Consider the following 12319-nt stretch of genomic DNA (forward strand, 5'->3'; position numbering starts at 1 on the left):
CTCTCATGAGTCTCGTCGAGCGCATTGCCGGTCACGTGCGCGGTTCTTTGGCGCTCGATGCGGCGCGGCCGCAGTGGGGCGCGGGGTTGCGCGCAGCTACGGCGTTGGCGGTCCCGCTGCTCGTTGCCTGGCTGACGCGGCGGCCCGAGCTGATCTGGTCGGGATTCGGCGGATGGCTGGCGATGCTCGCCGATCCGGGCGGCCCCTACCGGGCGCGCGCCATGGCGATGGGCACCTTTGCCGCAGCCGGCGCCGCGACTTCGTTCGCCGGCGGGATTGCCGGCCAATCGCCGTGGATTGCGCTGCCGGCTCTGTTCGTCTGCGCCCTGCTCTGCAGCCTGGTGCGCGTCCGCGGCGATACCGCCGCAACCATCGGCGTGCTCTCGCTGATCGTGTTCTGCATTACCGAAGGAACTCCAGCGGGTGTCCGCGAGAGCCTGCTGCGGGCGGAGATGCTCGTCGCCGGCGCAATGTTCGCCATCCTTCTCGCGGTCGCGGTCTGGCCGTTCCGGCCATACCATCCAGTGCGCGAAGCGGTCGCCTCTGCCTGGTCGGTCATCGCCGAGCTGGGCGCGCGGATGGCGCGCGTGGTGCGGACGCCGGCGGAGCCCGCGGCGTGGGAGGCGCTGGTGCCCCTCCGGCGGCGCGCTCGCGAAGCGCTGGAGGCCGCACGCCACGCGCTGGGCGTCGCGCGCGCCGGTTACCAGGGCGAGACGGGGCGTGGCCTGCAACTGCTCGTCCTCTACGAGATCGCGGAGCTGGCGCTGGGCGATCTGGCGGCGCTGCTGGAAGCTCTGCGCGCGCGGGCGGAGCGCGGCCAGGTGCTGCCGAAAGAGATCGCGGACGCCGTGCAACAGTTGAGCGCCGCGCATGCCGGGATCGCGCGGGCCGTGATCGAGCAGGGAGCCGCGCCCGCCACCCCGGTAGCCGCGAAGCTGGAGGCGGATCCCGACATGGCGGCGCTATTCGCGCGAGTCGAGGCGGAGACGCGCTACGCAGTGGAGTCCGTTCAAGCCCTCGCGGAAGGCGGAAAAGGCCCACCGCCGCCAGGAGCGCTCGCGCCGCCCGACGCATCGTCATCGCTGCGCGACGCATTTGCGCCGGGATCGATCGAGCTGCGGCATGCGCTCAGGGTCGCCATCGTGGCCACCGCCGCGCAGCTCCTGGCTACTGCGCTCCGCCTCGAGCGCAGCTATTGGGTGACGATCACCGTGATCATCGTCCTGCAGCCTCACGCCATCGCCACCGTGCGGCGGGGGCTGCAGCGCGTGGGCGGCACCGTGATGGGCGGTATCGTCGCCGCGCTCATCGTGCACTTCGTCGGGCAACCGCTGCTCCTGGGAGGCCTGCTGTTCATCCTCGCCTGCGCGGGAGTCGCCGTGCGGCGGATCAACTACGCCGCATTTGCCACGCTCATCACGCCGGTGTTCGTTCTCCTTGCAGAGGCTAACGCGCGGGGCGCACATCTGACGCGGGCGCGAATCTTCGACACCTTGTTGGGAGGGGCGTTGGCGCTGGCAGGCGGCGTCCTGCTGTGGCCGACACGCGATCTCGAGCGGATGCCCTCGCTCGTCGCCGCCGTGCTCCGTGCGAACCAGCGGTATCTGCGGGCCGTGCTGGGCGGTGAAGGTCCCGGAGGCACCGTCGCCGCGAGGCGGGCCGTCGGCCTGGCGACCGCGAACGCCGAGGCGGCGCTGCAGCGGCTGATCGGCGAATCCCGGCCCGCGGATCGCCTCGAGCCATTGATGGCCCTGGTCGCGTACGCCCGGCGGCTGAGCGCGTCGATCACCGCCCTCGGGTCGGCGCGCGTCCCGCCCGAGGATGCCGAACGCCTCGTCAACACTCTCGGGGAGCTCGCGGACGCCGCCGAAAGCGGACGCCCGCCTCCTCCGCTCACGCCGATGGAGGACCGCACCGCGCCGGAGCCGTCACAGCGCCTCGCCCGTCAATTGCGTGTCGTGCACTCCGCGCTCGCGCGGCTTGCCTGAGAGAGTTACTCTTTCCCGCCGCATGCGCACTGCCCTCCTCCTCGCCGCCGCTGCCTGCGCGAGCGCGCCCCGGTTGCGCCCCGAGCGAACGCACCTCCAGCCGCTGCTCCTGGAGGCGATCCGTTTTCCCACCGTCGCCGGCAACGACCAGGCGCGGCTCGACCAGCAGCAATGGCTGTTGCGGACGGCGGCGTCGCTCGGTCTCGCCGCACGCGACGCGGGTCCGGTGACTGAGATCGAGCTACCCGGTCCGCCGGGTGCGCCCGTCCTCGGACTGGTCGTGCACGGCGACGTGCAGCCCGTCGACGAGAAGCAGTGGACGGTGCCGCCCTTCGCGGGCGTGGTTCGCGACGGCGCCGTCTACGGTCGCGGCGCCGCCGACGACAAAGGCCCCTTGGTCCAGGCGCTGCTCGCGATGCATGCCCTCCGCGATTTGAAAAGGACGCACGCGCTGCGATTGCTCGTGGGAAGCGACGAGGAGAGCGGTTCGCGCGACATGAAGACATACCTCGCCTCGCACGCCCCGCCGGCGTACAGCCTCGTGCTCGACTCCGAATTTCCGGCCGTCGTCGGCGAGAAGGCCTGGGACGGCCTGGCCGTGCTGCCGGCCAATCTGGACCCTGGCAGCGGGAAACCGTGGGTCATCGAGGAAGTCGACGCGGGGCTCGCGCCGAGCATCGTGCCAGACCGTGCCCGCATCACCCTGCGCTGGCGGGAAGGCACGCCTGCGTGGGAACCGCTGGAGCAACGCCTCCGCGCCAGGACCCCCGCGCCGGGAACAACGCTGGAGATCGAGGACCGCGGCCCGCTGCTCGACGTCGTCGTCCACGGCCGCGCTGCTCACGCGGGCGTCAACGTCGAAGGCGGTCGCAACGCGCTCGTGTCGCTCGCGCAGATCGTCGCTGGAGAGCTGCCGGATTGCGCCCTGGCGGACGTCGTAGCGTTCGCTGCGCACGCGGGCGCCGATCTGAAGGGCGCCGCTCTCGGTCTCGACAAAATCGCTGCTCCGGGCTGGCGCGGCTGGACGGTCAACGTGGCGACGCTCAAGAAGGAGCCGGGACTGAACGGGAAGCTGGCGCTGGTGATCAACCTGCGCCGGCCCCCGCCGCTCACCGCCACGGAATCGAAGGAACGCCTCTACGCGGAAGTGCGCAAGTTCTCGCCGCGGCTCGAGCCCGGCGAAATCTACTTCGGCGACGAGCCGCTGGTGTTCGATCGGAACGCGAAGATCGTCCGCCGCCTGATGGACGATTACCAGCGCGCCACCGGCGAGCACCCTCCTCCCGCCATCTCCGGCGGCGGCACGTATGCGAAACGCATCCCCAACGCGATCGCCTACGGGATGTGGTTCCCGGGAAAGCCGTACACCGGCCACGACGTCGACGAGAAGATCGAGGTGGCCGACCTGGAGCGTGGACTCGACGTGCTCGTCGAGACGCTGCGCGACCTCGCCTCCGGTCCACCGCTGCAGGATCCGTTCCTGCCGTAGTAGTCTGCGCACCCTCATGCGCATCGCCACGCGGCTGCAGGGGCTGGAGCAGTCCGAGATCCGCCGCATGACGCGCGAATGCGAGCGCGTCGGCGGAATCAACCTGGGCCAGGGGATCTGCGATCTCCCCACGCCCGAGCTGGTGCGCGACGGAGCCATCGGCGCCATCCGCGAGAACCGCAGCACCTACTCCTTCGCCGAAGGCGCATCCGAGCTGCGAGCGGCGATCGCGAAGAAGCTCTCGCGCGACAACGGCCTTCAGGCCGACCCCGGCAGCGAGATCTGCGTCACGGTGGGCGCGAGCGGCGCATACGCCGCGACCCTCCACGCCCTGCTCAACCCCGGCGACGGCATTCTCCTCTTCGAGCCGTACTATGGCTATCACCTGAATGCAGCCGTCGTCGCCGGCCTCACCCCCGAATTCGTGACGCTCAAGCCGCCGGAGTTCGCGCTGAGCGAGGAGGCGCTGGAAGCGGGGATCACCCCGCGGACGCGAGCGGTCGTCGTCTGCACCCCGTCGAATCCGAGCGGAAAGATGTTCCGGCCGGCAGAGCTGGAGGCGCTGGCGCGCGTCGCCCGCCGCCGCGACCTCCTCGTCATCACCGACGAGATCTACGAGTACATCCGCTACGACGGCCGCCGCCACGTCTCGCCCGCGTCGATCGCCGGCCTGCAAGACAGGACCGTCACCATCATGGGTCTGTCCAAGACCTTCAGCATCACCGGCTGGCGCCTGGGGTACACGTTCGCTCCGGCGGAGCTGACGCGGGCGATCACGCTGGTGAACGACCTCTACTTCGTCTGCGCGCCGACCCCGCTGCAGCTCGGCGCTGCCCGTGGATTCGATGCTCCGCGCAGCTACTTCGAAGATCTCATGGTCGCCTACCGGAAGAAGCGCGACCGGATCTGCGCCGCGCTCGACCGCGCCCGCCTGCCGCCCATCGTGCCGGAGGGCGCGTACTACGTCCTGGCCGACTGCACCCGGCTCGGATTTGCCACGTCGGTCGAGGCCGCCATGCACGTCCTGGAAACGACGCAGGTCGCGTCGGTAGCGGCGAGCGCCTTCTACCGCGGCGCGGAGGGAGAGAGGCTGTTGCGCTTCTGCTTCGCCAAGGACGACGCCGTCCTCGAGGAAGCGTGCAGCAGGCTCGCGACCCTGCGATGAGGTCTCCGCTCCTCCCCATCTTCCTCATCGTGGTGGTGGACGTCCTCGGGCTCACCATCATGCTCCCGCTGCTCCCGTTCTACGCGGAGCACTTCGGCGCCACCCCCGCGGTGGTCGGCCTGCTGGTCAGCACCTACGCGCTCTGCCAGCTCGTCGCCGGGCCCGTCCTGGGGCAGATGTCGGACCACCTCGGCCGCAAGCCCGTCCTGACCGCCAGCCAGATCGGCACGTTCGTGGGCTTTCTGGTGCTCGCGTTCGCGCCCAATCTCTTCATCGTCTTCCTCGCGCGGGTCATCGACGGGCTGACCGCCGGGAACCTCTCCATCGCGCAGGCGTACATCGCCGACGTGACCAGACCAAAAGAAAGGGCGCGAGCGTTCGCGGTGATCGGGATCGCGTTCGGGATCGGCTTTCTCATCGGCCCCGGAGCGTCCGGCTACCTCACGACCCACTTCGGGTTCCAGGTTCCGATCCTCTGCGCGGCGGGACTCTCCTTGCTCAGCATCCTCGGGACCACGTTTCTCTTGCCCGCGATCCCTCCACACCCCGAAGGAGCGCACCCGGCAACGGCGGCGCAGGAGCTTGCCGGGCCAGTCGCGCCCGGCGGCAAGCGCCTGCGCATCTTCGACTGGGGAACCTATCTGCAATATTTCCGGCGCGCGCCTCTCGGCGGGCTGCTTCTGGAATTCTTCCTCTTCACCTTCGCCTTCGCCACCTTCACCAGCGGCTTTGCGCTGTTCGCGGAGAGGCGGTTCATCTGGCACGGCGTTCCGTTCGGGCCGAAGGAAGTGGGTTACGTCTTCATGTACTCGGGCCTGCTCGGCATCGTCGTGCAGGGATCGATGCGCCAGGGCGCGCTCGTCCGGCGCATCGGGGAGGCGCGGCTGGTGACGCTCGGATTCTTCAGCGGCGCGGTGGGATACGCGCTGCTCGGCGTCAGCTTCGCGATCCCGCCGCTCTTGCTGGCGGCAACTCTCGCCTCCTTCGGCACCGGCGTGCTGCGGCCAGCGCTCACCAGCCTGATCACGCAGCAGGTTTCCCGCAGCGAGCAGGGCGTCGTGCTCGGGCTGAACCAATCGCTGCTCTCGATCGCGCTGATCGTCGGACCGGCCATCGCCGGCGTACTGATCGAGCACGGACACCTGACGCTCTGGGGACTCTGGGCAGCGGTGATCCTCGCCGCGGGCCTGCTCTTGAACTTGCGGGCCCGCGAGGCGCGGCTCGCCGCGGCTCAGAAACCGCGCGAGGCCGGCGATCCGGGAACGTAGGCGGGACCGACCTGCAGGCGCATGCCGCCGGTCGCGGCGAGGAGCGTGAACGCGAAAGGCAACTTCACGGTGCCGTCCTCGCGGATCAGGCCCGGCGGAGGATTCGGGAACCGCTGCACGATGCGGAACGCGTCGACGGCGACTTCGTCGAGGTACTGCACGCCCGACGACGCGGCGACGTGCACGTCGGTGATCTCGCCTTGGCGATCGAGAGTGAACTCGATCACCGTGCGCCGGTCCTTGTACGAGTAGAGCTGACCGGTGGGATCCCTCTTGCCGGAAGCGTCGATCACCTTCTGCGTCCAGACGCGCCCGACGGTCTCCTTCACGCGGTTGAGGAACCCGGCGAACTTGAAGCTGCGCGCGTTGAGGAAGGTGCCCTCGCCCTCTTCGATGCCGCGGAGGTCGTCCGGCATGGGCCCGCCGGCGATGGGGCCTGTGGCGCCGACAGGCTCGTTCAACGTCAGCTTGAGCGGGCGCAGATCGCCTGGCATGCCCGGCTCCGCGCCCGGCGACCCGGGACCGATGCTGGACGCCTTTCCGTCGCTGCCAGGATCGGCCCTGGCGATGCGATTGCCGGTGCCCTTGAACGCATCGGTGCCTTCGCGGTTGCGCACGGTGCCGTCCGGCGCCTCCTCCAGCCGAAGGGGATCCATTCGCTCCCTGCCGGGAAGCTGCGCCACTTCGCGCTGGCGCTTCTGCCTGGCGCCGCCGCCCGCCGTGCCGTTGTCGCCCGGGTGCGCGCTCGTCGCCGGAGCGCCCGCTTCGGCCTTGTCGGTACGCCCTTCCTTCTGCAGCTTCGAAAGCGCGTTCTTGTAGAAGGCGCTCGTTTCGCGGGCGCGCGTCTCCTTCTCGACGCGGCTGTCCTTCTCGGAGAGATACTTCGTCGCCTTGTCAGGCGCCTGCTCGTTGGTGGGCCCGAGCGAAACCACCTGGCCCCTCTCGAGCTTCTCCTCTTTCTCGGGCGGAGGAACCGGTGCGACGGGCAACCTCGGAATCTGCTGCTGTGGCGCAGCAGCCGTCGTTTGCGGGCCGCCGGGGCGAATGCCCTGCAGCTGCGACCGGTCCGAGGTGACCAGGGAAACGATCTGGGGGACGACGTGCTTGGGGGCGTGGAAGATCGCGTCCCGCGCCACGCCGAGCATCAGCAGGAAGTGCCCCGTGATCGATACGACGACCGCAATGGTCAGGCGGCGGCCCCGCCGGGCCGGCTGCTGAGGCAAAGGCATGGCGGCTACATTGTAGCGCCGGCGCAGTGCGACAGGCGAGTCGCTGAACGTCGTGGAGTGCGCCGGAATACGACTCTGGTCGGTTTGCCGGAGCACCCGTCCTGAACAGGGGGGAGCGCCTAGTAAATCCTCACAGGCGCCGCTCCTGAGTAGTACCAGGCAAGAATGTCCCGGTAGGTGGCGCCGCGCTGGGCGCGGCCGATGGCGCCGGTCTGGCACATCCCGCTTCCGTGGCCCCAGCCGCCGCCGACGAAGGTCCAGCCCGATCCGGACCGTTCGACCACGAACATTCCGCTGTTCAGGTTCCGGAAGAGCCTCCGGATCTGCAGTTCGCCGTAGACGCGGGCGCTCGCCCGGCTGCCGGCGATGCGCAATGCGCGCGCACGGCCGGAGACGCCCCGCCCTTCGACGGCCAGCGTCTGGACGGTGCCGACGCCGAGGGAAGCGCAGATTTCGTCCACCTCGCGCTGGGTGAACGTACGCCTCCAGCGGACCTTGTCGGCATTGGCGAAACCGGACGCCGCGCAATAGCTGGGAAAGGGGTCCAGGTGGACGAAGCGGGAGACGAGCGCTTCTCCCACACCGTCGCGGAAGGGCCCCATTCCGGGAGCGAGCGGATCGAAATCGGGCCGCCCGCGGAGCGACGGATCGGCGGGACCGCTCCAGACCGCATCGTTGTCCTCGGTAAACCCGCCGCACACCGCCGAGTAGACGGAATCGACCAGCCGGCTCTGGCCGCCATGCTCCGCGAAGAGAGCCTCGCCGCGGGTGGCCTCCACGGCGGCGTCGGGACCCGCCTGCTCGGCGGCCACGCCCTTGTAGACCTGGCAGTGCTGCTCGGCGCAGAGCAGGTACGGATCGCCGAGGTGACGCGCGCCGATCTTCGCCAGCACTTCGCCGCGGGCCGTGACCGCCTGTGCCTTCAGCGCTTCCGCATGCGCGCGGGCGAAGATCTCGCTCGGCACCACCCCGCGCACGAGCCGCTCCATCCCGACCGCAGCCACCAGCGCGAGCGACCCGGAACCGTCTACCGTCGCGAACAGCCGCTCCGGGTACGTCCGGTCCTCGTAGCCGTGGAAGCTGTAGCCCATTCCGTATTCCACCTGCTCGACGGTGAGGCCGGAATCGGTACGCAGCTCCACCGCGCTCTCGCCGATGGCTGCGGAATTGCCGCGAGGATCCCGCAGCTCGATTCGCGCGCGGGGACGCGTGGCCAGCTCGCGGCGGATCTGCACCCGCAGCCCGAGCCGGGCCTGCAGGTCCTGCGCCTTCTGCCGCGCTGCCGCCTCGGTTCCGTCGCCGTCGGCCAGCACGGAGTACTTGCGCGTGTCGACGACGTGCCCGGCGATGCCATAGGCCTCGCCGACGGTCGCGATCCGGATCGCGACTCGTTTTGCCGCCCAATCCTCCCGCGCTTTCTGCAGCCCCTGCTTGTCGTCGTAGCGAAGCTGCTCGAGCTCCACCCACGAGGCGCCGGCTCCCTGCGAGCTTTCCAGCAGTTGCAGCGTCCAGCGGCCGGAGGCTCCGCCGGCGACGGCTGTCGTCATTTCTCCGGAGCGCGAGCGGACGCGCGCCGTCAGAGGCCCCTTCGGGACGAAGACGATCTGCTGCCGCCCTTCGAGCACGCGCACGGTGATCAGCGGCTCTCCGCCGGAGAACGACAGGCGGCGCGAGTAGAGAAGCTCGAGCGGATCGTCCGGCGCGGGCGTCCCGGAGAAGAGATCGTCCTCTGCGCGGACAGCGCGCGAGAGCAGCGCGCCGCCGAGGACGGAGAGAAACCTGCGGCGCGGCGTCTTCATCCGCGCTGGTGCGTCCGCTCGACGTAACGGCGGAACGCGGCGCGCAGGCGCACCGCGACGGGACCCGGCTTCCCGTCGGCGACCTTGCGCATCTGCTCGCCGTGCGACTCCAGGAAGACCAGGCTCGTCACCGGCATCGCCTCGCGCAGGGTGCTGGTCATGAAGACTTCGTCGGCCGCGGCGAGCGCCTCCGGACCGTGCGGATCCTCGCGCAGGATCAGCCCTTCCGCCCTGGCGATCTCGATGAACAGCCCGCGGGTGACGCCCTCCAGCATGCCGAGCGCCAGCGGCGGCGTCACCAGCACTCCGCGCTGCACGAAGAAGACGTTGGACGTGGTCCCTTCCGTGACCCGGCCAGCGAGATCGAGGAGGATCGCGTCGTCGGCGCCCGCTTCGTGCGCCTCGCGCAGCGCGAGGATGTTGTTCAGGTAGTTTCCCGTCTTCAACGCCGGGTCGAGGGCCTGCGGAGGATTGCGACGCGTCCTCGCAATCGCCATCTGCAGGCCGCGCTGGTACTGCTCCTCGGGAGGCGGCGCGAGCGGGCGCACGATGAAGATCAGCCGGTTCTGCCCACGGGCGAGCAGCGGGGAGAGTCCGAATTCGCCGGTCCCGCGGGTGACGATGATGCGCGCGTACGATTCGGCGTTGCCCGCCGCCTCGAGCGTGCGCTGCAACTCGTCGAGGACGACCTCCCGGCGGGGCAGCGTCAGGCCGATCCGCTCGGCGGTCTTCTCCATCCGCGCCAGGTGCCGGTCCATCTCGAAGGGTCGTCCGGCATACGTGCGCACGACCTCGTAGACGCTGTCGCCGTAGAGGAAACCGCGGTCGAGGACGGGGACCAGGGCCTGCTCGGGCGGGACCAGCCTGCCTTCCACGTTGCAGAGGACGCCCACCGGGGTTTGGTACCGCCGCCCGGGCGTGGACGCAACATCGTTACGCCCTTAGCCGCTCGCCTTTTCCGTCGATGGCGGCATCGAGCGCGTCAATGGAAGGCGGTTTCGCCAGGTGCGCGTCGAACCCCGCCTCGGCGGCGCGCTCGCGGTCTTCGGGCTGGGCGTATCCGGTCAACGCCACGAGCCAACTGCCATCGAGCGCCCGATCGGCGCGAAGCATCCGGGCGACTTCGTAGCCGCTCATGTCCGGAAGGCCGATGTCGCAGATCACCACTTCCGGGCGATGCTCACGCGCGAGCGCCACCGCGCTGCGGCCGTCGCGTGCCAGCCACACGCGATGACCGCCGATCTCCAGCAAATCCTTCAGCGTCTCTCCGGCGTCCAGATTGTCCTCGACGACGAGCACGGACCGGCTGCGGGCAGCGCTGCGGGTTCCTTCAAAGCGGTTTGCGGCCGGCGGGTCCGGCGCGAGTGGCAAATGCACGGCGAACTCCGCTCCCCGCCCTGGTCCTTCGCTCCGTCCCGCCACCGAGCCGCCATGAAGCTCGACGAGTCCCTTGACCAGCGCAAGGCCGAGCCCGAGACCACCGCGGGTCCGCGCCAGCGTCTTTTCCGCCTGCGCGAACGGTTGGAACATGCGCTCGATCTGTGCCGGATCGATGCCGATTCCGGTGTCGCGCACGCGAACTTCCGCTTGCGAGGCCGCCTTATGGACCGTGACGGTGGCGCGGCCGCCCGGATCGGAGAACTTGGAGGCGTTCTGGAGCAGGTTGCCGACCACCTGCGCGATCCGCGTCGGGTCGGCGTCGATCCACACTGGCCCGGCCGGTTCCTCGAAGCGCAAGTCGACGTCGCGCTCCTCGAAGAGCGAACGGTGATCGTCGCAGGCGCGCCGCGCGACGTCGCGCAGGTCGGTGTGTGCGCGGCGCAGCTCGATCTTCCCGGAGGAGATGCGGTTGACGTCCAGGAGATCGTCGACGAGGCGGGTCAGGTGCTGCGTCTGCCGGTGGATGACCTCGCGCGCCTTCAACGCGTCGGCGCTCTCCGGCGCCACCCGGTCGAGAATGGCCAGGCTGTTGCGGATGGGAGCGAGTGGATTGCGCAGCTCGTGCGAGAGCACGCCGATGAATTCGCTCTTGCGCCGATCCGCCTCCGCCAGCCGCTCGGCGGCGTCGCGCTGCTCGGTGACGTCGGTGTTGGTGCCGAACCAGCGCAGCACGTTGCCGCGCTCGTCCTTGATGGGGAGCGCGCGGGAGAGGAACCAGCGGTACTCGCCGTCGTGGCGGCGGAGCGGGAAGGTGTCCTCCCACGCGACCCGGGAGGCAATCCCCGCCGCCCATTTCCGCATCACCGAGCCGATGTGATCGGGATGGTGCACGTGGCGCCACCCCCAACCGCGCATCTGCTCGGGCGCCGTGCCCGTAAACTCGTACCAGCGGCGGTTGTACCAGAGGATGTTGCCGTCCGGCTCCGCCATCCAGGCGAGCTGCGGGATGTTGTCCGCCATGGCGCGGAACCGCTTCTCGCTCTCCTCGCGTTCCGCCTCCAGGCGGCGTCGCTCGGTGATGTCGCGGATGACGCTGATCAGCACGCGCGTCCCCGCGACGTCGGCGCCCTCGGAGCTGACCTCGACGGGAAACGTGCTCCCGTCCTTGCGCCGGTGGGTGGTCTCGAAGCGGATCCCGCGAATGTCCGCGTCGGCCATCTGGACGCCCAGTTCCTCGTGCGTCGGCTCGGCGCGCAGGTCACGGACCGAGAGCCGCATGAGCTCGTCGCGGCCGTAGCCGTACGCGAGGGTGGCGGCCGCGTTCGCCTCGAGCACCTGGCCGTCGGAGCGGCGGACGAAGACGATCACGTCGCGGCTGTGCTCGGCAAGCAGCTCGTAGCGCTGCAGGGCCTCGCGGGCGCGACGATGCTCGGAGACGTCGCGGAAGATGACGTAGCTGTAGACCTCGCCGCTCACCGTCGGGACCAACGCCGCCGTCACTTCGGCCAGGTACGTCGAACCGTCTGCCCGCCGGTGCAGCACTTCGCCGTGCGCGATCCCGGCCCTGTCGCGCTCGGCGATGAAACGCCGCAGGCGCTCGTCTTCGACGACGAGCGCCGCGCGACCGAGCCGGCAAACCTCGTCTTCGCTCCTGCCGAACATGCGACAGGCGGCCGGATTCGCGCGGATGATCGTGCCGTCCGGACGCGCGATCAGCACCCCGTCGCGGCTGCTCTCGAAGAGCGTGCGAAAGAGCCGCTCGAGGTCCTGCGCGCCGAGATGGAGCCCTTTTCGGGTGTCCGCCATCGGATGATCTGTACAGCGTCAAGCAGGAGCCGCAAAGTCGCACCTTCGTGCCGTGGCGGCTGAGTGAGCTGCCGCCGGATTCGCGATGCACGAGCGGCGACGATGCGCTACAACCTCGTGCGAGCCGCTAGCTCAGCTGGTAGAGCACCGGCCTTTTAAGCCGAGGGTCGTGGGTTCGATCCCCACGCGGCTCAC

At 69.8% G+C, this 12319-nt stretch carries 8 protein-coding genes and 1 tRNA gene; 5 read left to right on the forward strand and 4 right to left on the reverse strand.

From position 1 onward, the window contains the following. Positions 1–5 precede the first annotated feature (5 nt). Genes E6J58_13885 through E6J58_13900 form a run of 4 tightly spaced genes read left to right on the forward strand, consistent with a single transcriptional unit; the run spans position 6 to position 5910 of the window. On the forward strand, positions 6–1988 hold the full coding sequence (locus tag E6J58_13885; protein TMB36801.1) for a hypothetical protein: 1983 nt from the start codon (positions 6–8) through the stop codon (positions 1986–1988). Further along, positions 1822–3477: a M20 family metallopeptidase gene (locus E6J58_13890; GenBank protein TMB36802.1), complete on the forward strand. Its 1656-nt coding sequence runs from the start codon at positions 1822–1824 to the stop codon at positions 3475–3477. The genes E6J58_13885 and E6J58_13890 overlap by 167 nt, the downstream gene beginning before the upstream one ends. Positions 3478–3493: 16 nt before the next feature. Continuing rightward, positions 3494–4642 carry an aminotransferase class I/II-fold pyridoxal phosphate-dependent enzyme gene (locus E6J58_13895; protein TMB36803.1) on the forward strand — a complete coding sequence of 383 codons (1149 nt, stop codon included), beginning with the start codon at positions 3494–3496 and terminating at the stop codon, positions 4640–4642. Further along, positions 4639–5910 (forward strand): MFS transporter, encoded by a 1272-nt coding sequence (locus tag E6J58_13900; GenBank protein TMB36804.1) that lies wholly within the window; start codon positions 4639–4641, stop codon positions 5908–5910. Before E6J58_13895 ends, E6J58_13900 begins: the two co-directional genes overlap by 4 nt. Here E6J58_13900 and E6J58_13905 read toward each other — a convergent pair. The 4 genes from E6J58_13905 to E6J58_13920 form a co-directional block, all read right to left on the reverse strand. Continuing rightward, positions 5874–7139, reverse strand: a complete 1266-nt coding sequence (locus tag E6J58_13905) for an energy transducer TonB (GenBank protein TMB36805.1) — start codon at positions 7137–7139, stop codon at positions 5874–5876. The genes E6J58_13900 and E6J58_13905 overlap by 37 nt on opposite strands. A gap of 119 nt (positions 7140–7258) precedes the next feature. After that, positions 7259–8938 carry a SpoIID/LytB domain-containing protein gene (locus E6J58_13910; GenBank protein TMB36806.1) on the reverse strand — a complete coding sequence of 560 codons (1680 nt, stop codon included), beginning with the start codon at positions 8936–8938 and terminating at the stop codon, positions 7259–7261. Next, a complete protein-coding gene (locus E6J58_13915) occupies positions 8935–9831 on the reverse strand; it encodes an aminotransferase (protein TMB36807.1) in 897 nt (298 codons plus the stop codon). The genes E6J58_13910 and E6J58_13915 overlap by 4 nt, the downstream gene beginning before the upstream one ends. Before the next feature lie 40 nt (positions 9832–9871). Beyond that, positions 9872–12124 carry a PAS domain S-box protein gene (locus E6J58_13920; GenBank protein ID TMB36808.1) on the reverse strand — a complete coding sequence of 751 codons (2253 nt, stop codon included), beginning with the start codon at positions 12122–12124 and terminating at the stop codon, positions 9872–9874. Between the two features lie 121 nt (positions 12125–12245). Between E6J58_13920 and E6J58_13925 the strand changes: the two genes are divergently transcribed. Then, a tRNA-Lys gene (locus E6J58_13925) sits at positions 12246–12318 on the forward strand. Position 12319 lies beyond the last annotated feature (1 nt).

It is taken from the genome of Deltaproteobacteria bacterium, assembly GCA_005879535.1.
Taxonomy (GTDB): domain Bacteria; phylum Myxococcota; class Myxococcia; order Myxococcales; family 40CM-4-68-19; genus 40CM-4-68-19.